We start from the raw sequence: 26,979 nt of genomic DNA on the forward strand, positions 1-26,979 counted from the left end.
AAAAAGCTTTTCATAAATCAATCATTTTTCAATATGTCGCAACATAAAGTCGTTTTGTTACTGGGAAGTAATCTTGGAGACCCCAAAAAAAACCTTGAGACTGCCCTGGAGAAAATCAAAGATGCAGGAAATGAGATCATAAGCGTAAGTGAATTTTTAATATCTGATCCTGTGGAATTTGAAAGTTCCAATATTTTTTGTAATATTGCAGCAATAATATTAACGAACTTCTCTCCGATTCAGCTTCTTGATCGCATAAAAGACATTGAAAAGGAAATGGGAAGAATAAACGATTCAGCAGTAACAGAAGGCTATACCGACAGAATTATTGATATTGATATCGTAAAGTTTAATGGAATGAAATTTATCTCAAAAAGATTAGAACTCCCTCACCAAAAACATCTTTTTGAAAGAGAATTTTCCAGAATATTATTAAAAGATTTTATCTGAAAAACACATAAAACATACTGTATGAAATTAGGTTTATTATTATTGGCTATTTTGCCCATCGCAACTTATGCACAAGATAGTATTGCTGTTACTTCAAATAATATGTATCCCAATACATTCTCTTCGGGTTCTGCCAATGTTCAGCCTTTCAACAACACAACCAGAAGATTCAACGACTGGTCTGTATCTGTAGGAGGTGGTGCTGCATTTATGGTACATTCAGACCTCAAGTCAATCACGGACGAAAAGGTCAATTGGGGATACAATTCTTATGTAAGTTTAGACAAGCAAATCAATCATGTTGTAGGCATCAGCCTGATCTATCAGCGAGGTGAAACAACACAAAAAGCACAGCTGGAAGGAGCTGAAGGAATAGCTGCCGGAGTGGCAGAAGCAAAAACGAAATATAATCAGATTGCTCTCATGGGCGATGTGAATTTTTCAAACATTTTAAGAAGAGTAGACAACCATTCGACTTATAAATGGGCCATGCACGGATATGCCGGTATCGGATTCATGAACTTTAATACTTCTCTGCATGACAATAAAGATTACAGTTGGAGCAGCAATCCCAGAAGAATTCCACTGTTTATGAATCAGAAATTGGGAATTACCTCGTCCTATTTTCAGTTTGGAATAGGTATGAAATACAAGGTTTCCAGACTGATCGATATTGAAGCAAGAACAATGTATATCATAAGTGGTGATGATGAGTTTGACGGCGGCGGATACGCAAGTTCCGGCGATTATGATCCGAACTCAACTATCCCTAAATATAATATGATCGATAAAAGAAGATCAGATAATATGTGGACGGTTAACCTGGGACTTTCTTTCAAATTGGGTAAACACCTGTCGCATCTTGCTTGGCATGATCCCCTGCAGGAAGCCTATTACAGAACCCATATTTTGGAAAGCAGAAGCCCTGAATTGCTTGTCTGTGAAAAAGGTGATAAAGATAATGATGGTGTGTGCGACGACTGGGACAGACAGCCTGATACTCCTGCAGGTGCAAGAGTAGATGGTGCCGGTGTAGCATTAGATATTGACCTTGACGGCGTTATCGACCTGTATGACAAGTGTGTAACGGTTCCCGGACCAGTTGAAAATAAAGGATGTCCTACTAATAAATAATGAATATTTAATTAACTAAATAAAAAATACACTATGAAATTAAGTTTAGCAATTGTCGCATTAGCACTAGCTGTTCCTACAGCCGGCTTTGCACAAGACTCGACTGCTGTAACTTCAAACGGAGAATATCCAAATACATTCTCTTCAGGTTCTGCAAATATTTCTCCTTTTACAAATAAATCAAAAAGATTCAATGATTGGGCAATTTCATTCGGTGCCGGTGTACCGTTAGTTCAGTCTGCTGACCTTACTTCTATAAAAAACGGTAACGGTAAAAATCTTTTTGGATATTCTGCTTACGTCAGCATCGATAAAGCGATTACCCATGCTTTTGGTATCAATTTACAGTATGACAGAGGAGAAACAAGACAAGGATGGTTTAATACAAAAGATGCTGCGCCTGCCAATGCATCTGCCAATCAACAGGTGGGAGCAAGAACACAATATGATGCGATTTCATTGTTAGGAGATGTTAACTTTTCAAATCTTTTCAGAAGAGTAGATAATCATTCTCCCTACAGATGGGCATTACACGGATACGCAGGTCTTGGAACTCTGGCCTATCGTGCCTATCAGAAAGATGAGAACGGACAAAGACTCGTTACTGAACTTAAACCGTTCAAACTAGGTTCTATGTTTGCACAGGCTGGTGCCGGTCTTAAATTTAAAATCAACAAAAGAATTGATATCGAAGGTAGAGTAATGTATGTCATTACAGGTGATGATGAATTTGATGGAGGTGGCGACAAATATAGTGTTCTCAACCAACGTGAAGAACAGGTTTCCGACAATTTCTTTAACGCATCAATCGGTCTTTCTTTAAAATTAGGAAAACATGAATCTCATGTAATGTGGCACGATCCTCTTCAGGAAATGTACTATAAGCTTGATGTGTTAGCTAATAAAAATCAGGATATTGAAGTTTGTAAAAAAGGGGATCTTGATAATGATGGTGTATGTGATGATTGGGACAGACAGCTTGATACGCCTGCCGGAGCAAGAGTAGATGGCGCCGGAGTTGCCCTCGATACGGATCTGGATGGCGTTATTGATCTTTATGATAAATGTGTAACAGTTCCGGGACCGGTTGAAAACAATGGTTGCCCGGTAGTTACATCAACACCGGTAACAGGTGGGCTGGTAGATGAAAGGGAAACAAAACTGGAAGGGATTGAATTTGATCTGAATTCAGACAGAATCTTACCTTCAAACACTCCTATTCTGAATAATGCTGTTGATTATATCAACTCTTCCAGCGGAACTTACACCGTAATCGGAACAACCGATACAAGAGCTTCCGAGGCATACAATCAAAAATTATCTGAGAGAAGAGCAAATAATGTCAAAGATTATTTGATTAAAAATGGTGTTCAATCTGATAAATTAAATGCAGTGGGAAGAGGCGAAAAAGACCTGAAATACCCTGAATGTAACCCTGCTACAAAATGCCCTGAATGGAAAAACAGAGCCAACAGAAGAGTGTATTTTGAAGCTAAATAATTGTAATTTTAGCACCTAATATATAAAGTCACGCATCGCGTGGCTTTTTTTTGTCAGTTTAGTTTCATTATTTTTATCCTATGATTTCTCAACAAGATTTTCAAGAATTAAAATTTAAAACCTTACAATATTTTTGGGGTTATGATAACTTCCGTGATTCCCAGGAAGCTATTATTGATTCTGTTATTAACGAAAAAGATACGCTCGTTCTTTTGCCTACAGGGGCGGGAAAATCTCTATGTTATCAGCTTCCGGCATTATTAAAAGAAGGAACGTGTCTCATTATATCCCCTCTTTTAGCACTGATGAAAGATCAGGTGAGTCAATTGAAACTGAGAGGAATTGAAGCAGAATATTTATCTTCCGAACTGGATGAATACTACGCAGAAGGTATTTATGACCGCTGTAAGGAAGGCTTAACAAAAATGCTCTACATTTCTCCTGAACGGTTAACTAATAAGCAGTTCCTTCAGAATATCGAGGAAATTCAGCTGTCATTCATTGCGGTGGATGAGGCACACTGTATTTCTGAATGGGGTCAGGATTTCAGGCCGAGTTATCAGAATATAAAAGAATTCAGGAAAAATAATCCTAAGATTCCGTGTCTTGCGTTAACGGCAACTGCTACTCCGAAGGTTCTGGAAGAGATCAAATCAAAGCTTGAGCTGAAAACCCCACAGGTATTTCAGAAAAGCTTCAGACGTGATAATATCAGAATTTTCACTGAAGAAGTTTCGGATAAATTTCAGAAGATCTATGATATCTTAAAGTTTACCAGACAATCAGGAATTATTTATGTAAGAACCAGAAGGGAAACTGAGCTGCTATGTGAGTTTCTTCATAAAAATCAGCTGAAAAATGTCGATTTTTACCATGCCGGTCTTACCGCAAAGGAAAAGAATGCCAAACAGATGATCTGGAATAACAGTGACAGTCATATTTTAATTTCTACTAATGCATTTGGAATGGGGATCGACAAAGATAATGTACGGTTTGTCATTCATTATTCTCCGGCTCCATCCATCGAAAACTATTATCAGGAAATCGGAAGATCGGGAAGAGATGGCCAGGAAAGTTTTGCCTTTTTGCTTTGGGACAAGCAGGAACTGTCAAATTTTGATGATATTTTAAAGAATCAAATCCCAAATAAAGTTGAATTTTTAAAAATCATTACTTACCTATACTCTATTTTCCAGGTGGCAGAATTTGAAATGCCTGAAAAAGTTTTTCAGCTCAATCTTAGCGGAATTCAGAATTTTACCAAATTGTCTTCAGCGAAGATTAAGAATGTTCTGAACTTCCTTCATAATCAGGAAATTATTTATTTTAACGACCATAAAAGCCTTTCCTCCCTGCAGCTTTTAATGCAGCCTGACGAGATAGATCAGATACCTCATAAAGATTCATACTTTATTGAACTCATGCTTCGTACCATTTCTGGAATTACGGCACATAAAGTGATGTTCAGCGAACAGCAGGTAAGCAATAAGATCGGCGTAAGCATCCATTTAATCAAAGAAAGATTAAAAGAGCTTCAGCAAAAAGGGTATGTTGAGTACGTTGATGGCGCTTTGTCCAGTATTAAATTTTTAAAACCTCGTGATGAGAGACTTAATAATTCTCAGTACTGGAAACTTTTTGAACATATTCAGAAAAACAAAATTCAGAAATGGGAAGAAATGAAATTCTATATTGAGGATGACAAGCATTGTAAAATGAAACTGATCCTGACGTATTTCGGTGAAAAAAAATCCAAAAACTGTGGAAAATGTTCTGTCTGTGAAAAAAACAAGCAATCTATTTTCGGAAAAAATATTTCGGGCGAAATCATAAATATACTGGCTAAAAAACCTTCTACGATTGAAGAATTATCCCTTCAGCTGAACTATCAATCCAAAGAAAATATTTTGGAAAATCTTATTTATCTGTTGGATTCAGGAAAAGTAAAAATGCTGAATTTCAGAACGTATGCCCTAACATGAGCAATGAGTAATTGGCAATGGTCATATTTATAAAACCTGTTTTAACTAATATTGAATTTAACCACAAAAGTCGCAAAAGACAAGTTTAAAAGTTTTATGAGCTAAGCTAATCAAAGCTTTCAAAAGAACAAAAATCAAAGATTTTTAAAAACTATTGTTAGCTTTTTCTTTTAAAATTGCTCAAGATAGAAATTTCTAATCTTTTGTAACTTTTGCTGTTAAATAAAAGAGTTAAAAAAACTTAGAGCCTATTTAAATTTTATTAATTTTATGGACATATACTTAATGTGCTTTGTCCAAAAAAACAAAGTTTATTCTTAACATTAAGAAATTATACCTTAATTCTTAATGTTAAAAATAAATTTAGAATTTAAACAAGCTTTTATAATTTAAAAAAATTACTTCAATCTTTAATTTTAAATCTTTTAATCCTTTGATAAAGACCTTATCTTTGCAGCATGAAATCATTGAAAGTCGTTTTTTTAGGCACTCCGGAGTTTGCAAAGACTTCTTTGGAAGCCATTCATCAGTCTCATCATGAAGTCGTAGGAGTTGTAACCGTGGCAGACAAGGCAAGCGGACGCGGACAGAAAATCAATCAGTCTCCTGTGAAAATTTTCGCCGTACAAAATAACATCCCTGTTTTTCAACCGGAAAAATTAAGAAATCCCGAATTTCTGGAAGAATTGAGAAAGCTGGATGCCGATGTTTTTGTCGTAGTCGCTTTCAGAATGATGCCAAAAGTATTGTTTGAAATGCCTAAAATGGGAACATTCAATCTTCATGCTTCCCTGCTTCCGGATTACCGAGGAGCTGCTCCTATTAATTATGCGGTAATCAACGGAGAAGAAAAAACCGGTGCTACAACGTTCTTTATTAATGAGAAAATTGATGAGGGAAATATTCTGCTTCAGGAAGAATTGGCTATTTTGCCTGATGAAAATGCGGGAAGCCTTCACGATCGATTAATGGAAATGGGCGCAAAACTCGTCGTAAAAACACTTGACGGACTGGCAGAAAATTCCATTACGGAAAGACCTCAGCCACAAGTTGAGCATCCTAAAAATGCGTACAAAATATTTAAAGAAAATACAAAAATAGACTGGGCAGGAAACTCAAAAGAAGTGCATCAGTTTATTTTGGGAATGTCTCCCTATCCGGCTGCTTTCACAACATTGAAAATTGGAGAAGAAGAAAAGGGATTGAAAATTTTTGGCGGAAAGTTTGAAGTTTCAAATCATGATAAGGTAGCCGGAACATTGGATATTTCAAAGAATGAGTTTAAAATATACACTCAGGATGGAATTTATTATCCTTTGGAATTGCAGCTTGAAGGAAAGAAAAGAATGAATATTAAAGACTTTCTGAACGGATTCAGAAGTTTTGACGAAATAAAAATGGCCTGAGAATTTCTCAAGCCATTTTTATATGTTGTCAATACTGAATTCTGCTTCGCAAGCGAATAGTCAATTTTAAAATTAGCCTTTATAAAACAAGCTGTAATTGATTACTTCACTGATTTTTTTTAAGGCAAACGACCAATTTTAAGCTGATAGAAAAATTGACAAGCAAAGCGCATTGACCATTCACCACTCACATTAAAGCTGTACCATCTCCGTCACCTCAACATCATAACCGCCAACCTGAGGTTTAATGTTAGTATTCTGAGTGATTACTTTAAATTTATTAATTCCAAGATTCTTCAAAATCTGAGTTCCGATACCGTAATCTCTGTAATTATACGCCAAAGTCGGATGCTGAACCTGCCCATCCTGATAATTCAGGAACTGCTGAAGCTTTCTTAAGGTGTTTTCAGAATTAGAAACATTATTAATAAAAATAATAGCTCCTTTTCCTGCTTCATTCACCATATTGGTTACTTTTTCCAATAAAGGTTTTTCACCGTTATTTAATCTTGTCAGTACATCAAAATACGAGTCTGAAGACTGTACTCTAACAAGAACCGGCTCATCAACCGTCCACGAACCTTTCGTTAAAGCAAAATGAATCTGATCATTTGAAGTTTCCCTGAAAGCAAAGAAATCATAATCCCCATAAGCCGTCTTTACTTTTCTCTCCTCAATTCTTTCAATAAGATTTCCTTTTTTCAACTGATAATGAATCAGATCTTCGATAGAGACAATTTTCATATCGTGTTTCTGCGCAAAAGCATGAAGTTCCGGCAAACGCGACATAGAACCATCTTCATTCATAATTTCACAGATCACGCCACCTTCTTTTAAACCTGCAAGACACGTAAGATCAATAGCAGCTTCTGTGTGGCCGGCTCTTTTCAGAACACCACCTTTTTTTGCACGAAGCGGGAAAATATGCCCCGGTCTCATGAAGTCGGTTGGCTTCGATTTTTCGTCCATTAAAGCTAAAATCGTTTTTGCCCTGTCTGCTGCAGAAATACCTGTAGAAGTTCCATTTCCAAGAAGGTCAACCGATACGGTAAATGCTGTTTCCTTAGGATCGCTGCTGCGGCTCACCATTACTTCCAGTCCTAGTTCGTCACATCTTTTTTCAGGAAGTGGCATACAGATCAGTCCTCTGCCGTGAAGGGCCATGAAGTTGATGATTTCAGGGGTCGTCAGTTCAGCGGCGCAAAGAAAATCACCTTCATTCTCTCTGTCTTCATCATCTACTACTATGATTATTTTACCATTTTTAAGGTCTTCAATAGCCTCCGGAATAGTATTTAATTTAATATCAGACATTTTTACTTTAAATTTTTCGCAAAGATACTCATAAAATAAGCATCTCCCAATTATGATAAGGGTTTGTTATATTTTGAATATAGCATCTTTTGCTTTTCTGAAAATCGTATAAGAATCCAATCGTTTCTGATGGTCATAAATATGAGAATTAATTATCAGCTCATTCACATTAAATTTTTCCTGAAAGCTTCGAAGCTGATCTTCAATTTCAGACTGATCTCCGATGAGTGTGTAACGCAGTTTTTGTAAAACCATCGATTTTTCCATTGGTGACCAGACTTCATCCATATGATCAACAGGCGGAGCAAAAGGTTTTCTGTCGTTGCGGATAATATTGATAAATGCCTGGAATAAAGTGGTAGAAATTCTATGAGCTTCTTCAGAAGTTTCTGCCGCCACACCATTGACACACGCAATAATGTAAGGTTCGTTGGAATATTTTGAAGGTTCAAAATTCTGCCTATAAATATTGAATGCCATTTCCATCTGCTCAGGAGCAAAGTGTCCTGCAAACGCATAAGGAAGACCGAGTTCCGCAGCCAGGAAAGCGCTATCTGTACTTGAGCCCAGAATATACAAAGGAATATCCAGCCCTTCACCCGGAATAGCACGAACTAAAGCGTCACGGTTTTCTTTAGAAAAATATTTTTGTAATTCTAAAATCTGCCTTGGAAACTGTTCATTAATGATTGCAGGATTTCTCCCCAATGCCTGCGCCGTCAGACCGTCGGTTCCGGGGGCTCTTCCCAGACCGAGATCAATTCTTCCAGGAAAAAGAGATTCCAAGGTTCCGAATTGTTCGGCGATGACTAAAGAACTGTGATTCGGAAGCATAATTCCACCCGATCCTACTCTGATTTTTTTGGTTCCGTTGGCAATAAAGCCGATGAGAACTGAAGTTGCAGAACTGGCGATGCTTTCCATATTGTGGTGTTCGGCGAGCCAGAATCTTTTATAATCAAGATTTTCAGTATGATTTGCCAAAGACAAACTGTCCTGAAAGGTATCGTGAATGGTCTTTTCCTGTTTTACGGGCGCAAGATCAAGCACAGATATTTCAAAGTTTTGCATAATTTTAAATTTATAGTCTTTTAAAACCAAACAAATTTAAAACATATTATTCGCATTAGTTACTTTTTGTAATTGATAAGACTTATCGATGAATTCAGGGAAAAGCTATGGGAGGAAATTTTTTGTCAATCATATAAAAATACGATCCGGTTCCCAATTAATTACAGATAAGTATAATATTCTATTTACACAGACATTATGCGTAAAATATTCATAAATTAAACATTTAACAATGAAATAATATTTAAAATACTTATTTTTTGATAAATAAATAAAAATATTACGAATTAATGTATTTTTATTACATTTGATATAAATATTTACAAATTATGAAAAACGTTATTCAAACACAGCTTACTCCCGATTTAAAAACACAAATCGACACTAAAATTGCAGAATTAGAAGCCTTATTCCAGGGAAAACTGGCAGCATTAAATGCCGATCAACGAAAATTTTATGGACTCATTAACGAACAAAACAAACTTTTTGTAAACAAAGTGAGAGATTATAGGGCAAACCAACCTCAATTGAGTGCTGATGATGTGAACTGGGAGGAGTTTGAAAATGATTATCAGGTCAGGATTTTCTTAGAAACGAGAAAAGAGAAGTTAGCGAGCTTAGTATATCAAATGGAAAGCACCAAAATTTTACATGATTACGACAATTACAATGATGCCTTAGACGATTATGCTTATTCACAATACAAAAAAGGAAGAGAGGTTATTGGTTTTGCAGAAAAAGTAGCAGAGTTGAAACAGTTTTTTCCTAGATCGGTAAAAAACATTACTTCTGAAGTCCAAGACAAGAACAAATAATATGTATAATTATCGAAACATCAATGATAAGGTTCTTTGATGATCCGTTTAAGTCTTTTTACCTTCCATTTAGGTCTTTGGGCTAAAGTTTTAGGTCTTTGGGTTAAAATTTTAGGTCTTTCGGCTAAAGTTTTAAGTGATTTGGCTAAAGTTTTAGGGACTTTCATTAAAGGTTTAAGAAAAAAACGAAAATAAAGGGCTGTCATAAGGATCCGGGCAAAATTAAAGGCTGACCATTTTCTTGGTCAGCCTTTAATTTATTATTCAAAAGGTTTTAATTCAAGAGGATTATTATATCTCCTTTGCTTTTTTTTCATAACCTCATCAAATTCTTTTCTCATTTCTCCCTGTAAAACAGGCAGAGAAGCTGATGTAAATTGAAGATTAAATGAGGCTTTTAAATAATTTTCTTTTGTATAATTTTTGAAACTTTCCAAATTAAAATTAAATTCGTCATTGAACTTTTCAATTTTGGTGGCAGTAAAGTGATAATCATCTTTCGTATCATATAATTCAAAAATTAAGCCTGGTAATCCGTTAAATTTATAAGGTCCTAAAGATTGCGGATATTCTTTTGAAAAATAGGCAATCCACCTCCTTCCAAATTTATTCGTAGCTGCCATTTGACATTTTACTCCATTGATTACTTTGGTATCTCCATAAAGAACCCATTTTAGTACTACGTTTTCCTGATATCTTATTTTACTTTCAGTAACAGTCAAAAAAGTATTAGTGACCCCACCTTTTTTTATTACCCTTTCTTGAAAATAATCACTAATGGCCCTTAAGTCAATACCTTTACTTTCATATTGTCCTGTGTCATTCAAATAATTTTGATAAGCACCAAAATAATAATCTTGCGAATTACCTATTAATGCAAATTTTTGTTCTTTTTTAAAATTGTCTCCTAACTTAAGAGAAGAATCATAAATAACCCTTATTGAAGGTGTGAAAGAAATCTTTTGTGCAAAGAAAGGAATACTTAATAAAGTAATTAATAAAAGAAATATTTTATTCATATCTATACTTGTACAAAGGCTGTCCTTCGACAGCCTTTGTAATTTAATTAAAAGTTACGCTTGATGGATAATTTCCACACTCACCTGCATTTGTTTGAGCGATATAATAAGCCATTTGAGACTCAGTCCAATCACCAGTAAATGTTGTAATGTGCTTAACTCCGCAAGTGGAAGTCCATGTAGCTTGTAATGTTCTGAGGAAAGACATTAAAGTCATTGTAAAGAGGGCAAGCATGGCGAAAAATAAAATTTTCTTTTTCATGTAATTGAATTTTTAAAAGTTAATAATTATTTAAAAAATTGTGATTATTTTTATATCACCCCGGAAAGATATAAACTTTTTCATTTCTGCACAACAACCAAAAGTTATAAAATTCATAACCGTTGGTTATAATTTTAAAAAGCATTACTTTAGCGTTTAAATCTTGAATTTATGAGTTTAGAAACAAAACTTCGCAAGCTAAGAGAACAGAAGGGTTGGTCACAAATGGATATTGCACATCAGCTCGATGTTTCCCAGCCTGCTTATAATAAATGGGAAACCGGACAAACTAAACCTACTTTGCAAAACTTACAGAAAATTGCTGAAATTTTTGAAGTCGATTTCTTTGATTTGATTCAGGAGCAAATTCCAAATGTTGATTTATCGAATTCTCAATTTGAAGGAAATTCTTATATTGTAAATCCAATTGTTATAAATCCTACGGACTCAAATATATTTAACTTTCAATCCCAAGATGTTATTGATAAATTGTTAGAAAATCAGCAGCAAATGGCAAAATTAATGGAGAGCCAAAGTAAACTTATTGAGAGTCTATTAAAAAAATAATTTTGGAAAGTTAAATAATAATAAAAAACCTTACATATTCTTAAAGTCTATAAGGTTTCTTATTTTTGAGGCTAGCTTCAAAGAAGCACTGCCCCCATACCTTAGAAAAAGATGAGGACGGAATAAAAACTATAGGATCTTATTTTAAATCCGGATTTATTGAATAAAGGCAATTCTATTCTGCATCATGAAACCGCTTAAAACTCATCTTCTGCTTGAGATCTTTTTTATTTTGAAGAACAATATAATCATTGTTAAGCTCTTCAATCTCAAAGGATTTTTCCTGGCCCATTATTTTTATCTTAATGATTTTATTAGATTTTTCAATCTTGTAAGTACCCCCCCAGGCCGCCTATCATTTTTTTGGTTTTCCCATCTCTCATTTCCAGTGTGGCGGTACTGTCTTTATTAAAGGTAAAAATACCCGTTGAAGTGGTATTGGCAAAAAAAATCCTGAGACCAGGAACCAATTAGTATATTATAATCGTAATCATCTTTTCTATCAGAATTAAGGAATAATAAAAGGAAAAAAGTAAATAAATATTTCATGATAATTGTTATTTATTATAAAAATACAAAATTATCTATCACTAAATATTTAAACTTTAATTTTTACACCTTTCCTTTTTCTTTCTGATAATTAAAATGATTAATCAGAATCCTGATTTCATTAAACTCAAAATCATTAGGCAGTGCATTTTTCCATTCTGTCAAAGTTTCTTTAGGATCATTTTTAAATACACTTTCAAAAGCTTTAATTTTATCGGAAGTAATCACCCTTGAAATATCCAGCAATCCCTGTTCGGCAAATTTTGCCAGATGCCCAATCACGGTTTCTTTCACAAGACCCCTCTCCAAAGCGATTTCTGAAATGGTTTTCCCCTGTTCAAACAACTGAAAGGTGAGCACCTGCGATGGCACTTTCGCAATCTTCATGCTTACTTCCTGATTGTTTTTTTCATCCAGCAGCTTGGTTTCCAAAAGATGAATTTCTTTTAAGCTGTTTAAATATTCCTCAATATCTTCCAGCCAGACCCTGAATTCTTCGTTGTATTGCTTTAAACCTTTTGTTCCTTTAATTTCAGCATAAAAATCTTTCAACGGATTGAAAACCTTATCCCGGATCTCTGTAAAAAAGAAATTGACCGCTCCTTTGGTTTTGCCTTCGATTTCAGACCACTCTTCTTTCTTTTCGATAAAATTATTAACCTTCTGGGAAATTACCCTGTCCAGCTTTTCAAAGATCTTACCGAGATTAACGATTTCGTGCTTCAGCTGCTTATACAGCTGATTGGTCTTTAGATGATCAATGCTTTTCGTCGCAACAGAAAGCTTATTCCAGTCTTCCACCTCTTTCAGAAGCCATTGAGAATCTACGGTACGAAGTACTTTCCTGATGCTGTAATCATACTTTTCATTGCTTAAAATAGCTTCTACCTTATCATTAGCAACTGTATCAGAATGAAAATGCAGAATCCGGTTATCTTTAAAAATAACTTCCGGTGTTATCTTCGACTTTAAAATAATTCCTTCCAATGTACGGCAACGTGACAGTGCCACGTAAACCTGTCCGGCCGTGAAACTTTTTCCGGCATCAATAATTACCCTGTCAAAAGTAAGCCCCTGACTTTTATGGATGGTAACTGCCCATGCCAGCTTTATCGGAAACTGTTCAAAACTTCCCAGCACTTCTTCTTTGATATTTTTATCCGTGTCGAGAAAATATTTTTTCTGTTCCCAGACTTCTCTTTTTACCGTGATTTCCCGTTCGCTGCCATCAAGGATTACTTTAATTTCATTTTCATCCAACGCAGAAATTTCGCCCAGCTTTCCATTAAAATATTTCTTCTCTCCGGAAATATCATTGCGGATAAACATAATCTGGGCTCCTATTTTTAAATCTAAAAACTGCTCATTCGGAAACTGGTTTTCCCTGAATTCTCCGAACAGCTTCGCTTCATATGTTTTAGGACTTACCTTTAATTCATCCAATTTTTCCTGATTGATATCATCCGCCATTTTATTGTGAGAGCAGAGATAAACGTAAGGCTCATCTCCCATATCAAAATGAGGATCATATCTTTCATTTAAATGCTCAAAATCAATATTAGCAACATCGCCGTCACGGATCGCATTCAATATGCCAAGAAAATTTTCATCAGACTGACGGTACACTTTCGTAAGCTCAATAGTAATTAAAGGAATCTCCTTAATTGCATGACTGTCGAAAAAGAACGGTGAATTATAATACAATTTTAAAATATGTTCGTCCCTCACTACCGGCGGAAGCTGATAAAGATCTCCAATAAACAACATCTGCACGCCCCCGAAACGCTGATTATTTCTACGGATAAACCTCAGCGAAAAATCCATCATATCCAAAACATCCGCACGCAGCATAGACACCTCATCGATAATAATGATCTCTACCTCTCGTAAGAGTTTCAGTTTATCTTTTCTATATTTAAAATGCGGCATCAGGTCGGCAATATTATTTGCCATACTGGTATCGATCCGGTCTGTTGTGGGAAGAAAGGTTCTTAGCGGAAGCCCAAACATCGAATGAATGGTAACACCACCCGCATTGATCGCAGCAATCCCGGTGGGTGCCACTACAATGTGTTTTTTGCGGGTACGCTTTACAAAATCGTTGAGAAAAGTAGTCTTTCCTGTTCCTGCTTTTCCCGTTAAAAATACACTTCGGTTGGTATGCTCTATTAAGTCAAAAAAATGATTGTTCATCGTTGTCAAAATTACGGAAAATGAAATTCAAATCCTTACCTTGGCACAACTTTTGAAAATTCTTCAACATAACGAGAGAAAAACTGCTTATGAAAATCCCTGTATTAATACTATGTACAGCCCTTTTTATGGCTTCATGTTCTTCAACAAAAAATATGGATGCCAATTTACCGAAAGACATTTCCGAGCGACCTGCAGACGAAAACAGTCAGAAATATGAACAGGCACAGCTTGATAAACTCAAGGCTTCGATAGAATCTGAAATCGCAAAAGAAAAATGTACAGATCCCGCAGAATGGACGTTTGCCCCGATGGGTGCCAAAGCCTGTGGAGGACCTCAACTCTATATCGCTTATCCTAAAAAACTAGAAACTTCAATTTTACCAAAAATAAACGACTACACAGAAAAAGTGAAAGCATTTAATCAAAAATATGGAATCATGTCTGACTGTATGCTGATCATTGCCCCTACTTCCATTAAATGTGTAAACGGAAAAGCAGAATTGGTGAATTCTTAAGATATATAAAAAAATCTTGCTCTATGGGGCAAGATTTTTTTTGTGATAAAACTTAAGTCAATGGCGAAAGGTAAATTTAATTTATCCATATTGATTAACAATTCACTATTGACCAATTATCCTTCCACGTGTTTTACATTTTCTTTATACCAGGAAGAATATTTAACGTAATTATCGGCAATTCTGTTGACTTCACCTTCGAGCAGCTGAGAATTGATATCTTTAATCTTTTTCGCCGGAACCCCGCCCCAGACTTCGCCTGACTTGATGTGTGTACCCTGAGTAACTACAGAACCCGCTCCGACAATAGAGTTTTCCTCGACAAGACAGTCATCCATCACAATAGCACCCATGCCGATCAGTACATTATCTTTAATCGTACAGCCGTGAACGATGGCATTATGACCAATAGAAACATTATTGCCGATATTTAAAGGATGTTTCTGATACGTGCAGTGCAACATCGCATTGTCCTGAACATTTACTTTATTTCCCATTTTAATATAATGGACATCTCCACGGATCACCGCGTTGTACCATATGCTACAGTCTGTTCCCATGGTGACATCACCGATAATGGTAGCCGTTTCTGCCAAAAATGTGTTCTCTCCTATCTGTGGTGCTTTTCCTAAAAGTTCTTTTATAAGTGCCATATTTTTAATTTGAAAATTTAATAATGAGCTTATTTGAAAATCTATTTTAGCCTTCATCATTTTTAAATCATGCCGATAGCAAAAATCTAACTTCCAACCCCTAGCTTCTAACTTCTAATTGCGTATTTTTGTAACTCAAATTTAAAGAAAAAATGCATACTATACTTATAGAGCCTACTGAAAACCCGAAAGTGATGAAATTTGTAGCGGATTACAACCTGATTCCCGGGTCTTTGGAACTGGACAGAAATTCAGAGATTTCAGAGATTCCTCTGGCGCAGGAGCTTTTCAATTATCCTTTCGTTGAGAGAGTTTTTGTGACAGCAAATTTCGTAGCCGTAGCCAAACAGGATACTGTGGAATGGGAACATGTGGCAGAAAGTCTTAAAAATGTAATTGAAGATGAACTTCTTGCCAACCCGAGACTTTATCTTCAGAAGAAGAAAGAGCTGTACCAGATCTACGCAGAAATGACCCCGAATCCTAATGTGATGAAGTTTGTATCCAACAAATTATTACTGGAAGGTTTTGTAGAAGTGAAATCAAGAGATGCTGCAGAAGGCGTTCCTTTGGCACAAGCTATTTTTAAAGAATTCGATTTTGCTAAAGAAGTTTTTATTTCTGATAATTTTGTTGCGGTGACGAGAGATAATTCCGTAGAGTGGCACCAGATCATGATGACGGTACGCGCGCTGATTGCAGAATATCTTCAGAATGGAGGTCAAATTTCAAATATTGAAGCTCAAAAGCATGAAAATCCTGTGGAAAAGATCATCAACAGAGATTATACGGAAGATGAGCAAAAAATTTCAGATATTCTGAATGAATACGTCGCTCCCGCCGTAGAAAACGATGGCGGAAAAATTTCCCTTATGGAATACGACCAGGAAAACAAAACCGCAAAGATGCTTTTACAGGGTGCATGCTCCGGATGTCCAAGTTCTACCGCTACTTTAAAAAACGGAATTGAAAATATTTTAAAGCAATTCGTTCCTGATTTAGTAGAACATGTAGAAGCCGTGAACGGGTAAGGAAACCACTTTATACATCAGACAGATGAATATCAAGTAATATGGTCCGACAATTGACGAAAGACTGAAAAATTTAAATAAATAATGAAGGGAATTTTATTGGTAAATTTGGGATCGCCAAGATCTACAGACGTAAAGGACGTAAAGGAATATCTCGATGAATTCCTGATGGATGAAAAGGTAATCGACTACAGATGGATCTTCCGTGCGCTGCTCGTTCAGGGAATTATCCTGAAAACACGACCTCCAAAATCTGCCGAAGCCTATAAAACAGTATGGACCGACGAAGGCTCACCACTGATCGTCATTACAGAAAAAATCCAGAAAAAACTACAGAAACAGGTAGATGTTCCTGTAGAAATCGGGATGAGATATGCCGAACCAAGCATAGAAACTGGAATCCGGAAACTGATTGAAAAAGGCGTTTCCGAGATTGTACTTTTCCCTCTTTATCCCCAATACGCCATGAGTACCACGGAAACCGTGATCGAAAAAGCAGAAGAAGTGAGAAAGCAGAAGTTTCCGGGAATAAAAATCAACTATATTCAACCGTTTTACAACCGTGAAATCTACATCAACTGTCTGGCAGAAAGCATCCGTGAAAAACTTCCGGAAAATTTCGACGCCCTTCAGTTTTCGTATCACGGCGTTCCGGAAAGACATATATTCAAAACAGATCCTACAAAAACCTGCAATCTCAACGATTGCTGTACGAGGAAAAACAACCCGAGCCACCAGTTCTGCTACCGCCATCAATGTTTTAAAACTACTGAAACGGTAATTGAGAAACTTAACCTGCCAAAAGAAAAAGTCATTGTTTCTTTTCAGTCAAGATTGGGGAAAGACAAATGGATTGAGCCTTACACCGATGAAACATTTGAAACCATTCCTAAAAAAGGGATTAAAAATCTCGCTGTGGTTTGTCCGGCTTTTGTTTCCGACTGCCTGGAGACACTGGAAGAAATTTCAGTAGAAGGTAAACATCAGTTCACGAGTGCCGGCGGAGAAAATTTCCATTACATTCCCTGTTTGAATGACGAAGACCGATGGATCAATGTCGTTAAAACATTATGTGAAGAAAAGCTCAATGAATTTTATTTAGTTTAATATGAAAACCTTCGGAAACGGAGGTTATTTTTTTTTAGCCAAGAATAAAAAATTTCAACAATACCCCCCTCAAAAAAATACTATTTTAATTTTAAAAACAAAAATTCAACCATATACCCCTAAAATTTTAGTGTAAATTTTTGAAATTTAAATATTTTTCTTACCTTTACCCCATCAAAAAGGACATCATTAACCCATAAAAAATAAAAATGATGAATGCAACTGCAGAAATTTTAAAAAATAAGATTGAAAACTTCAGTCCCGATGCTTTGGAAGCTTTTGCAAAAATGATGGAAAACTTTGAAGAGAAGACCACATCTCCCATTTCAAAGTTTCACATGGATGAAATTTTATACAGAATACAGTTCCATAATGAAAATCCTTCTACCAAACTGGATTTTCACGAAAATATTTCAGAGCTGAAAAAGTACTGTGCATAATGAAAATCCTCCTTTCCTCTATTGCAAAAAATGACATAAGACTTCTTGTGAGGGTTTTCAATGCAGAAGACAAACAAAAAGGAGAATATTTCTTAGAAGAATTAAAAACATCTATTAATGATATTGCTCAAAGCACTGAAAGATTTTCTGAAATAAGCATCCGTACAATGGAAGATTTTCCGGTTAATATTCATTATATCTTTGAGAATGATGAAACGCTTTTTGTAACCGCAATATTCAGAAGTTAAACCGATTTTCCACACTATTATTATATTAAACCTTTCAGATTTTTCTGTGAGGTTTTTTGATTAAAAAAAGTAATGGCAAAAAGAAGAATTCACTATATCTTTAATTTAGGAGATTCAAAGAGCTCCTTACAACTCTAACACTCTACCCTAAAAACTCTCAAACCCAATCACCTCACCGGCGTTCTGAATTCACCGTATCCCATCAGGCCATCATAATTTCTTCCGAAAGGAGCATAATATAAAAATGCCTGATAGAGATTTTCCGTCTGCCAGAAGTTACCGTTTATCTCACCGAAATTCAGGCGCCCGTCTGAACCTTTCGTTGCGAGAATGTAGTTGTAAAATCCTTGTTTAAGATATATTCTGGCAACATACTTTTTCCCTTCTGCATCATACTGCATCTGGTTTTCTTTGTTGGGCTTGAAATCATTAAAACCGCCCAATACATAGATTTCTTTATCCACGGGATCCGAATCCAGTGAAAAATACACCCATGAATAATCTGCTTCCCTTTCTGCATCTCTTTCTCTTCCCAGATCATTTCTTCTGTAGTACCAAGCTCCGTTTACATCCGGCTGGTATTGATAATTCAACGGAAAAGCCCAAACCGGGTGAAGATACGTATTGTTCACACCATCTTTCACCTCGGTTGCGCGTACCATATCGGCCGCCATATTCATATTTTTACTGTCAAAATAATAGAACTCATTATTTCCCGGAAAAACCAGAGACATCTGCTGAAAAAGAAGTTGATTTCCCATCGTTGTGCTTGGCTTTAAACCATTTACCGTGACATTGGGATTATTGTTCTGCATTACATTCAGGGTCATGGAGTTGACATTGGAAGAAAGGTCTCCACCCGTGGAAACAGCCTTCACCTCTACTCTTTGGTTGGCATCCGGATTTCTTGCATCAGCAAACCGTGAAACGCCCACCGCTACTGTGGCTGCATTTTCCACTACATAAAATCTTCTTTTAAACAGCGGCTTATCGGCAGAATCTTTATATACTATAATCTCGAAATTTCCGGAGATCTTCAGCTGCATCTTATCGTTCGGGAAATTCAGCTTATAATGAGTATAAGCCTGAAGAGTATTAAATGAATATTGAAAACTATCCAGTAAACCATTCAAACTCCCGGTAGCATATTCTGTAAAGAAAAGATTGTCATCTTCCCAATTTCTGTTGTAATGTTTGATGGTATATCTGTAAATCTGACTGGAATTGGTAAGATCATCAAAGCTTAAAACCAACTGCTGATTAGCAAAAATCACCGGCGTTTCATCATTGGTCTGCGGATTAAACAACTGGATGCTTTGGATGTTCTGCCCAAAAACAAGTCCGCTCAGAGTAAGTAAAAGTATTCGCAAAGTTTTCATTATGACGAAGATAAATAAAAATAGGGGATTTCTTACCTGCTAAATCTGTTTTAAGGTTATTTTAATTGGAAATATTTAAATCAAAATCTTTTAAACCAAAACTTTTGTGACTACATTTGTTTTTGTAAAAAAATTCATATGATTCAGATTCAAGGTTTCGTGTTCAACTTTGCCAGCGAAAATACATACATCCTTTATAATGAAAATAAAAATGCCTGGCTAATCGATCCGGGAAATATGAACAAAGAAGAAACAGAGATTCTTGCAAATTTCATTCAGGAAAAGGAATTAAATATCAATAAAATACTCCTGACACACGCTCATATCGATCATGTTCTTGGGCTTCAATGGACTTCAAAGAAGTTTAAAGTTCCGGTATTTATGCATAAGGACGAAAAGGAAATTCTTGATATGTTCCAGATCAGCGGGCTGCGTTTTGGATTCAGTCTTAATCATATTTATGCAGATATTGAGTACATCGGTGAAAACGATGAACTGGAGCTGGATGGAGAAAAATTCAGGATTTATCATGTTCCGGGACATTCTCCGGGAAGTCTCGCCTATTATAATGAAAATCACAAGTTCATAATTTCGGGCGATGTTCTTTTTGAAGGAAGTGTTGGCAGAACAGACCTGTTTAAAGGAAATTACGGACAATTAATTCAAAGCATCAAAACAAAAATTTTAGTCCTTGATCCGGACACAAAAGTATTTTCAGGGCACGGCAATCCTACGACAATTGGATTGGAGAAAGAAAATAATCCGTTTTTCAGATAAAGTTATTGTCATCCGCAAAATATAAAAAAAGCTGTCCATAAGAACAGCTTGTATTATTCATTGCAAGAACTATCAAACAAAAATTATTTCCATTTGATATTGCATCCCATGCTCGGCCTTTGAATTTCTTCCTGCGGCTCACCTGCCAAAAGATTTTCGAAAGCAATAATTAAATCTTCCCCTGTTACATCTTTATGATTTCCGGGTCTGGAATCATCCATTTGCCCCCTGTAGATGAGGTCTAATTTTTCATCAAAGAAGAAAAAATCCGGTGTACAGGCTGCATCATAAGCCTTTGCAATTGTCTGGCTTTCATCATATAAATAAGGAAAATCAAAATTCTTTTCAATCTGGAATTCGATCATTTTTTCCGGAGCATCTGCCGGATATTTATCTACGTCATTAGAATTTATTGCGATAAATTCTATCCCTTTTTCATTATAATCTTCATATAATTCATTTAATTTATCAATAATATGAAGAACAAACGGACAATGGTTGCACATAAAGATCACCAAAGTACCTTTCTCTCCTTTCAGATCGTCCAATGACTGAATTTCGTTGCTTTTAGAAGGATTTGGCAGCTCAAAGAAAGGTGCTTTTGTACCTAAATCAATCATATTTGAGGGAGTATTCATAACTTTTTTTATTTGATCACAAAGATAAAGATTTCTTTTATTATATGAGTAAGGAAGCAGGAAGATGGAAGTTCAAAAATTTAGTAATCGAACCCGTCAATCAATCTCATTAATTTTTACAATAATCATTAAATAGGAAATACGAAATCACTTTCAGCTCCCATTCTCTCAGCATCCGCCACATGAAAGACATATTCTAAATACTTTCTCATAAAAGTTAAATCTTAAAATTTATTTGGAAGTTGTGTTGAAAAGTTTGTAGTTTTGCTAACACCGTTAGTAACAAAAAAATCATGGGCTTACATGAACGCCGTCAAAGAGAAAAAGAAAATATACGTGCCAGTATTCTGGATGCGGCTTTTTCTTTGGCTAAAACCGAAGGTTGGGCTTCACTTTCCATGAGAAAAATTGCTGATGCCATTGAGTACAGTGCGCCGGTAGTATATGACCATTTTGAAAACAAAGAAGCAATTTTATACGAAATCTCACTGAACGGTTTTCATTGTCTGCATATTGAACTGCTGAAAGCTCAAAATGCACATGATAATCCCGAAGATCAGTTAAAAGCTATCGTAGATGCTTACTGGCAGTTTGCATTCAAAAATAAGGAGTATTATCAGTTGATGTTCGGATTGGGAATGCAGTGCAGCGGTAAAGGAATGATGAAAGAAGAATTTTCGTCGTTTCAGGATATGCTTTATGAATGTACCTATGCAATCATTAAGAAAAACGGGTCGAAAACAGAGAATGCCTGTCATATGTCTCACGCACTATTTTCTGCAGTGCATGGTTTGATCTCAATTATGATGATGCGTAACGATGATATCCCATCTACGATGAACAAAACAACTTTAGACGAAACAGTTTCTGCTTTCATTAAGTCTTTATAAATTTTTTTTGAACCAAACATTAACACCGTTAGGAATATTAACAAGTGATTTAATTGTTTATAAATAAGATCAAAAATAAAAATAAATTCATTATCCGTTAACACTGTTAGTAAATATAACATACATTAATTTAATTACACTTAAAATAACATTTAACATCATGGAAACAACTATCTAAAATTCAGTATTAAAATTCTTTTTTTTGCATCAGTCATTAACACTGTTAGGAAATATAACAGAATTTAAATTAAAAAACAATATTATTTAAATTAACACTACATTAAAAATTTAAACTCAAAATGAAAATATTTGGACAAACGAGGATTATTGTACTTATGGCAAGCATTATCCTTTTACAGAATTGCACAAAAGCAGCAGAAGGATCAAATGCTGCTCCACCTCCTCCAGAGTTACCTGTTTACACCGTAATTACCTCTCCGGCTACAGTTTACCAGGAATTCCCGACTGCTTTGGAAGGAAAAAACAATGTAGAAATAAGATCGCAGGTTGACGGATATTTAGATAAAATCTATGTAGAGGAAGGAGCTTACGTAAGAGCCGGACAACCTTTATTTAAAATAGATTCAAGAAGTTACGGCGAGCAAATGAATATGGCAAGCGCCAATTTACAGGTGGCTAATGCCAATATTCAAAGAGCAAAAGTTGAGGTCGACAGATTAGAACCACTTGTTGCTGCAAAAGTAGTTTCTGATGTTCAGCTTAGGACCGCAAAAGCAAATTATGCAGCCGCAGTAGCAGCCGCTTCACAGGCAAAAGCATCAGTGGGAAGCGCTAAAATCAATGTAGGATTTACAACGATTACAGCACCGGTAAGCGGATACATCGGAAGAATTCCTTATAAAAAAGGAAGCCTGATCTCCAGAACAGATCCTAGCCCATTGACATTATTATCTGATATCAGCGAAATTTACGCATACTTTTCTTTAAGTGAACTCGATTTTATTGCTTTTCAAAATAAATATCCGGGAGCAACTTTAAACGAGAAACTGAAAAATATGCCGATGGTAGATTTAGTCATCGCAGACAACAGCACTTATCCTGAAAAAGGAAGAATGAGCATTGTTGACGGGCAATTCGACAAAACTACCGGAGCCATCAGCGTTCGTGCGGTATTCCCGAATGCCAACGGAGTTCTGAGAACCGGAAATACAGGTAGAGTTCGTATGCCGCAGTTATTTGATAAAACGTTGGTGATTCCACAAGAATCTACCTACGAAATTCAGGATAAAACTTACGTTTATGTAGTTGGAAAGGATAAAAAAGTAACCGGAAAACCTGTGAAAATCTCTGGCAAAACAGATAGTTATTACTTTATTTCCGAGGGACTTTCTGTAGGAGATAAAATCGTATTTACAGGAATCGGAGCATTGAAAGACGGAGTTGCTATTCAGCCAAAAGCTATTTCTTCTGATAGTCTGCTTAAAGCAAGACCTTTATAACTGTTTAAATTTCTTTAACCACAAAAGTCACATGAAGTTAAATAATTGATTTTAATAAGAGCACATAAGTCTTAGAAAATCTTTGATTTTCATTTTTGTGAACTTTTTAATGATCTTAAAATTATTATAATCTTTTGTTCCTTTTGTGGTAAGAATATCATTTAAACAACATTAAAAAATAAACTTCTTATGTTAAAACAATTTATAGAAAGACCGGTACTTTCAACGGTCATTTCCATCATACTATTATTATTGGGTGCCTTGTCGCTCTTTAATTTACCTATTGCTCTCTTTCCGGATATTGCGCCGCCGAGTGTTCAGGTGACAGCTTTTTATCCGGGTGCGAATGCGGAAGTTGTAGCCCGTTCGGTAGCAACTCCAATCGAAGAAGCGGTGAACGGAGTGGAAAACATGACCTACATGACTTCCAACTCAAGTAATGACGGTACCATGACGTTGAGCGTATTCTTCAAACAGGGATCTGATCCCGATAATGCAGCGGTAAACGTTCAAAACCGTGTATCGAAAGCGATGAGCCAGCTTCCGCAAGAGGTTGTGCAAGCGGGAATTTCGACACAGAAAGTTCAGAACAGTATGATCATGTTTATGGGATTATCAAGTGATGACCCTAAACAATATGATGAGCTTTTCTTACAGAACTATTTGAAAATCAATATCATTCCACAGATCCAGCGTATTCCGGGTGTTGCCCAGGCGCAGGTTTTCGGAACGAGAGATTATTCCATGAGACTTTGGCTGAAACCGGACAGATTAGCGGCCAACAATCTTTCTCCTCAGGAAGTTTTAAACGCTGTAAAAGATCACAACCTGGAAGCTGCTCCCGGGCGTTTGGGGCAAGGAAGTAAGGAAACTTATGAATATATTTTAAAGTATAAAGGTAAGTTAAACAAAAACGAAGACTACGAAAATATTGCCATCAAAGCCAACAGTGACGGGTCTTTCCTGAGACTGAAAGACGTGGCAAGAGTAGAATTCGGTTCATATACTTATACAGCAGCCAACAGAGTTGACGGAAAACCAGTTTCAGGTTTTGCGATTATGCAGACGGCAGGATCTAATGCCAACGAAATCCTTACTGAAATTGAAAAGCAGGTAGACCAGTTTAAAACTACCCTTCCAAAAGGTGTTGAGCCGATCATTATGTACAACTCCAAAGACTTTTTGGATGCTTCCATTCATCAGGTTGTTGAGACATTGGTCATTGCGTTTATCCTGGTATTTATTGTAGTTTATATTTTCCTTCAGGATTTCAGATCTACTTTAATTCCTGCGATTGCCGTTCCGGTAGCGATCATTGGTACGTTCTTTTTCCTTCAGTTATTCGGATTCAGTATCAATATGTTGACCCTGTTCGCTTTGGTACTTGCCATTGGTATTGTGGTGGATGACGCAATCGTTGTGGTAGAAGCCGTCCATTCCAAAATGGAACATACAGGAATGCCTGTGGAACATGCGACAATGAGTTCAATGAATGAAATTTCCGGTGCTATCATTTCCATTACGCTGGTGATGTGCGCCGTATTTATTCCGGTTGGTTTCATGCAGGGTCCTGCGGGAGTTTTCTACAGACAGTTTGCCTTTACATTAGCTATTGCCATTATGATTTCTGCGGTGAATGCATTAACATTAAGTCCGGCTTTATGTGCGATGTTCCTAAATGATCCTCAGGGTGAGCACGGTGAACATGGTAAAAAAACAGGTTTTGGCGCAAGATTCTTCAATGCTTTTAATACCAGCTTTAATAATTTAACTAAAAAATATATCTACAGCCTTAAATTTTTAATTAAAAACAAATGGGTTGCCGTAGGAGGATTAGTATTAATTACTGCTGCAAGTATTTTCTTAATTAAAAAGGCACCATCCGGATTTATTCCTACAGAAGACCAGGGATTTATTTTGTATGCGGTTAATACGCCTCCAGGAAGCTCATTAGACAGAACGCACAGAGCAACCGAACAAATCGATAAGATCATTAACGGTGAAAAAGCGAAAAATCACCTTTGGGTGGCAGACGGTCTGAATTTTATCAGTAACGCCAACGCCTCTCCTTACTCTGCAGGTTTTATTAAATTAAAAGATCACGATCAGCGTGGTGAAGTAACCGATCCGGATCAGATTGCGGCGGGATTAACAGGAAAAGTTTCGCAAGTAAAAGATGCCAGCGCATTCTTCTTCAACTTTCCTACCGTTCAGGGATTTGGTAACGTTTCCGGTTTTGAATTTATGCTTCAGGATAAAACGAACGGTTCTTTGGAAAATTTAGGAACAACCACTCAGGCATTTATCGGAGAATTGATGAAACGTCCGGAAATTGCCTTTGCTTTTACAACCTATGCAGCCGGAAACCCACAATTTACGATCGAAGTTGATAGTGATAAAGCCAATCAGCTGGGAGTTTCCATTACAGAGTTGATGCAGACGATGCAGATCTATTACGGAAGTAGTTTCGTTTCAGATTTCAACAGATTCGGAAAATACTACCGGGTAATGGCGCAGGCAGATATTCCTTACAGAACAGATGCCAATTCTTTGGAAGGAATTTATGTTAAAAATAAATCAGGCGAAATGGTTCCTGTGAAAACATTAGTGACCTTAAAAAGAGCTTTCGGACCTGAAACGGTGACCAGAAACAACCTGTTTAACGCAGTGACGATTAACGGAACACCAAAACCGGGCTACAGTACAGGAGACGCGATCAAAGCAGTAGAAGAAGTGGCAGAAAAATCTCTTCCGAGAGGCTTCGGATACGAATGGACAGGAATTACCCGTGAAGAGATCAAAACAAGCGGACAGACAGCGTTTATCTTCATGTTAAGTATTTTGTTTGTGTATTTCTTGTTGGCAGCTCAGTATGAAAGTTATATTCTTCCTTTCGCAGTTATTTTAACGATTCCAACAGGTATTTTCGGGGTATTTGCTTTCACAGGATTAGCTGGAATTGATAATAATATTTACGTTCAGGTTGGTTTGATCATGCTCGTCGGGTTATTAGCGAAAAACGCGATCCTGATTGTAGAATTTGCCGTACAACGAAGAAATGCAGGAAGATCATTACTGGAATCTGCGCTTCAGGCTTCAAGATTACGTTTAAGACCGATCTTAATGACATCATTTGCTTTCATCGTTGGAATGTTACCGCTTGTATTTACACAAGGAGCTTCCGCAAAAGGAAATCACTCAATAGGATTCAGTACTGTTGGCGGAATGTTGACAGGCGTTGTATTCGGGATTTTCATTATTCCGGTGATGTTTGTGATCTTCCAGTATTTACATGAAAAAATGCCAAGCAGAAAAAAGAAAAGACTTCAAAGACAAAAACTGGAAGCTGAACTTTTAGCTACAACTCACTAATAAATAATAAATTACAAATCTTTGAGAGTATTTTAAATATATTTTGAACCATTAAGATTTTGATTAAGAAGTCAAGATTATTAAGATATGCTTCGCTTTTAGCATAACGCTTATAAAATCTATTCGGTTTTTTCTTAATTAAAAACTTAACTCCTTAAATGATTCTTAATGGTTCAAATCAAAACCGAAAGATTTATAAAAAAT

24 protein-coding genes are annotated in these 26,979 nt (G+C 36.2%); 16 read left to right on the top strand and 8 right to left on the bottom strand.

Translation table 11 applies throughout. From position 1 onward, the window contains the following. Nucleotides 1–33: 33 nt before the first annotated feature. The 5 genes from folK to fmt all read left to right on the top strand — a co-directional run bounded on the left by folK (nt 34) and on the right by fmt (nt 6,472). Entirely contained in the window at nt 34–450 is a 417-nt protein-coding gene (gene folK, locus AAHI02_RS09690; protein ID WP_346986466.1) for a 2-amino-4-hydroxy-6-hydroxymethyldihydropteridine diphosphokinase, read from the top strand. A gap of 21 nt (nt 451–471) precedes the next feature. Beyond that, nucleotides 472–1,584, top strand: a complete 1,113-nt coding sequence (locus tag AAHI02_RS09695; protein WP_346986467.1) for an OmpA family protein — start codon at nt 472–474, stop codon at nt 1,582–1,584. 33 nt (nt 1,585–1,617) lie between these two features. Then, nucleotides 1,618–3,084 carry an OmpA family protein gene (locus tag AAHI02_RS09700; protein WP_346986468.1) on the top strand — a complete coding sequence of 489 codons (1,467 nt, stop codon included), beginning with the start codon at nt 1,618–1,620 and terminating at the stop codon, nt 3,082–3,084. Nucleotides 3,085–3,164: 80 nt separating this feature from the next. Continuing rightward, nucleotides 3,165–5,066 (top strand): ATP-dependent DNA helicase RecQ, encoded by a 1,902-nt coding sequence (locus AAHI02_RS09705; protein WP_346986469.1) that lies wholly within the window; start codon nt 3,165–3,167, stop codon nt 5,064–5,066. A gap of 458 nt (nt 5,067–5,524) precedes the next feature. Continuing rightward, nucleotides 5,525–6,472, top strand: coding sequence for a methionyl-tRNA formyltransferase (fmt, locus tag AAHI02_RS09710; protein ID WP_346986470.1), 948 nt, complete (start codon nt 5,525–5,527; stop codon nt 6,470–6,472). A 192-nt stretch (nt 6,473–6,664) separates the two neighbouring features. Here fmt and ribB read toward each other — a convergent pair whose 3' ends face one another. Both ribB and AAHI02_RS09720 read right to left on the bottom strand, forming a co-directional pair. Then, nucleotides 6,665–7,786, bottom strand: a complete 1,122-nt coding sequence (gene ribB / locus AAHI02_RS09715; RefSeq protein WP_346986471.1) for a 3,4-dihydroxy-2-butanone-4-phosphate synthase — start codon at nt 7,784–7,786, stop codon at nt 6,665–6,667. A 66-nt stretch (nt 7,787–7,852) separates the two neighbouring features. Continuing rightward, nucleotides 7,853–8,857, bottom strand: a complete 1,005-nt coding sequence (locus tag AAHI02_RS09720; protein WP_346986472.1) for an LLM class flavin-dependent oxidoreductase — start codon at nt 8,855–8,857, stop codon at nt 7,853–7,855. A gap of 329 nt (nt 8,858–9,186) precedes the next feature. Here AAHI02_RS09720 and AAHI02_RS09725 point away from each other — a divergent pair, with 329 nt between their 5' ends. Continuing rightward, a complete protein-coding gene (locus AAHI02_RS09725) occupies nt 9,187–9,672 on the top strand; it encodes a hypothetical protein (protein ID WP_346986473.1) in 486 nt (161 codons plus the stop codon). A 260-nt stretch (nt 9,673–9,932) separates the two neighbouring features. Here AAHI02_RS09725 and AAHI02_RS09730 read toward each other — a convergent pair whose 3' ends face one another. Beyond that, on the bottom strand, nt 9,933–10,691 hold the full coding sequence (locus tag AAHI02_RS09730; RefSeq protein ID WP_346986474.1) for a GLPGLI family protein: 759 nt from the start codon (nt 10,689–10,691) through the stop codon (nt 9,933–9,935). Between the two features lie 43 nt (nt 10,692–10,734). Beyond that, entirely contained in the window at nt 10,735–10,953 is a 219-nt protein-coding gene (locus tag AAHI02_RS09735) for a hypothetical protein (RefSeq protein ID WP_346986475.1), read from the bottom strand. Nucleotides 10,954–11,124: 171 nt separating this feature from the next. On the opposite strand from AAHI02_RS09735, the gene AAHI02_RS09740 reads away from it, so the two are divergent. Further along, on the top strand, nt 11,125–11,520 hold the full coding sequence (locus AAHI02_RS09740) for a helix-turn-helix domain-containing protein (RefSeq protein WP_346986476.1): 396 nt from the start codon (nt 11,125–11,127) through the stop codon (nt 11,518–11,520). Nucleotides 11,521–12,132: 612 nt separating this feature from the next. On the opposite strand, the gene AAHI02_RS09745 is transcribed toward AAHI02_RS09740, so the two are convergent. Next, on the bottom strand, nt 12,133–14,262 hold the full coding sequence (locus AAHI02_RS09745) for a helix-turn-helix domain-containing protein (RefSeq protein WP_346986477.1): 2,130 nt from the start codon (nt 14,260–14,262) through the stop codon (nt 12,133–12,135). Nucleotides 14,263–14,417: 155 nt separating this feature from the next. On the opposite strand from AAHI02_RS09745, the gene AAHI02_RS09750 reads away from it, so the two are divergent. Then, nucleotides 14,418–14,780, top strand: a complete 363-nt coding sequence (locus AAHI02_RS09750) for a hypothetical protein (protein ID WP_346986478.1) — start codon at nt 14,418–14,420, stop codon at nt 14,778–14,780. Nucleotides 14,781–14,896: 116 nt separating this feature from the next. Here AAHI02_RS09750 and AAHI02_RS09755 read toward each other — a convergent pair whose 3' ends face one another. Continuing rightward, nucleotides 14,897–15,433 (bottom strand): gamma carbonic anhydrase family protein, encoded by a 537-nt coding sequence (locus tag AAHI02_RS09755; protein WP_346986479.1) that lies wholly within the window; start codon nt 15,431–15,433, stop codon nt 14,897–14,899. A 152-nt stretch (nt 15,434–15,585) separates the two neighbouring features. On the opposite strand from AAHI02_RS09755, the gene AAHI02_RS09760 reads away from it, so the two are divergent. From AAHI02_RS09760 to AAHI02_RS09775, 4 genes are all read left to right on the top strand, one after another. Next, complete coding sequence (locus tag AAHI02_RS09760) at nt 15,586–16,464, top strand: NifU family protein (RefSeq protein WP_346986480.1); 879 nt, start codon at nt 15,586–15,588, stop codon at nt 16,462–16,464. Between the two features lie 84 nt (nt 16,465–16,548). After that, nucleotides 16,549–17,571, top strand: coding sequence for a ferrochelatase (hemH, locus tag AAHI02_RS09765; protein WP_346986481.1), 1,023 nt, complete (start codon nt 16,549–16,551; stop codon nt 17,569–17,571). A gap of 209 nt (nt 17,572–17,780) precedes the next feature. After that, nucleotides 17,781–18,011, top strand: coding sequence for a hypothetical protein (locus AAHI02_RS09770; protein ID WP_346986482.1), 231 nt, complete (start codon nt 17,781–17,783; stop codon nt 18,009–18,011). Next, nucleotides 18,011–18,259 carry a hypothetical protein gene (locus AAHI02_RS09775; RefSeq protein ID WP_346986483.1) on the top strand — a complete coding sequence of 83 codons (249 nt, stop codon included), beginning with the start codon at nt 18,011–18,013 and terminating at the stop codon, nt 18,257–18,259. The genes AAHI02_RS09770 and AAHI02_RS09775 overlap by 1 nt, the downstream gene beginning before the upstream one ends. Before the next feature lie 167 nt (nt 18,260–18,426). Here the strand turns inward: AAHI02_RS09775 and AAHI02_RS09780 are convergent, their stop codons facing one another. After that, on the bottom strand, nt 18,427–19,638 hold the full coding sequence (locus AAHI02_RS09780) for a type IX secretion system plug protein domain-containing protein (protein ID WP_346986484.1): 1,212 nt from the start codon (nt 19,636–19,638) through the stop codon (nt 18,427–18,429). Between the two features lie 138 nt (nt 19,639–19,776). Here AAHI02_RS09780 and AAHI02_RS09785 point away from each other — a divergent pair, with 138 nt between their 5' ends. Continuing rightward, nucleotides 19,777–20,415 carry an MBL fold metallo-hydrolase gene (locus AAHI02_RS09785; protein WP_346986485.1) on the top strand — a complete coding sequence of 213 codons (639 nt, stop codon included), beginning with the start codon at nt 19,777–19,779 and terminating at the stop codon, nt 20,413–20,415. A gap of 83 nt (nt 20,416–20,498) precedes the next feature. On the opposite strand, the gene AAHI02_RS09790 is transcribed toward AAHI02_RS09785, so the two are convergent. Continuing rightward, on the bottom strand, nt 20,499–21,053 hold the full coding sequence (locus AAHI02_RS09790; RefSeq protein ID WP_346986486.1) for a thioredoxin family protein: 555 nt from the start codon (nt 21,051–21,053) through the stop codon (nt 20,499–20,501). Between the two features lie 293 nt (nt 21,054–21,346). Between AAHI02_RS09790 and AAHI02_RS09795 the strand changes: the two genes are divergently transcribed. The 3 genes from AAHI02_RS09795 (at nt 21,347) to AAHI02_RS09805 (ending at nt 26,775) form a co-directional block, all read left to right on the top strand. After that, nucleotides 21,347–21,943: a TetR/AcrR family transcriptional regulator gene (locus AAHI02_RS09795; protein WP_346986487.1), complete on the top strand. Its 597-nt coding sequence runs from the start codon at nt 21,347–21,349 to the stop codon at nt 21,941–21,943. A gap of 299 nt (nt 21,944–22,242) precedes the next feature. Continuing rightward, complete coding sequence (locus AAHI02_RS09800) at nt 22,243–23,403, top strand: efflux RND transporter periplasmic adaptor subunit (protein ID WP_346986488.1); 1,161 nt, start codon at nt 22,243–22,245, stop codon at nt 23,401–23,403. A 189-nt stretch (nt 23,404–23,592) separates the two neighbouring features. After that, nucleotides 23,593–26,775, top strand: a complete 3,183-nt coding sequence (locus tag AAHI02_RS09805) for an efflux RND transporter permease subunit (RefSeq protein WP_346986489.1) — start codon at nt 23,593–23,595, stop codon at nt 26,773–26,775. Nucleotides 26,776–26,979: the final 204 nt, after the last annotated feature.

It is taken from the genome of Chryseobacterium sp. POE27 (genome assembly GCF_039727685.1).
Taxonomy (GTDB): domain Bacteria; phylum Bacteroidota; class Bacteroidia; order Flavobacteriales; family Weeksellaceae; genus Chryseobacterium.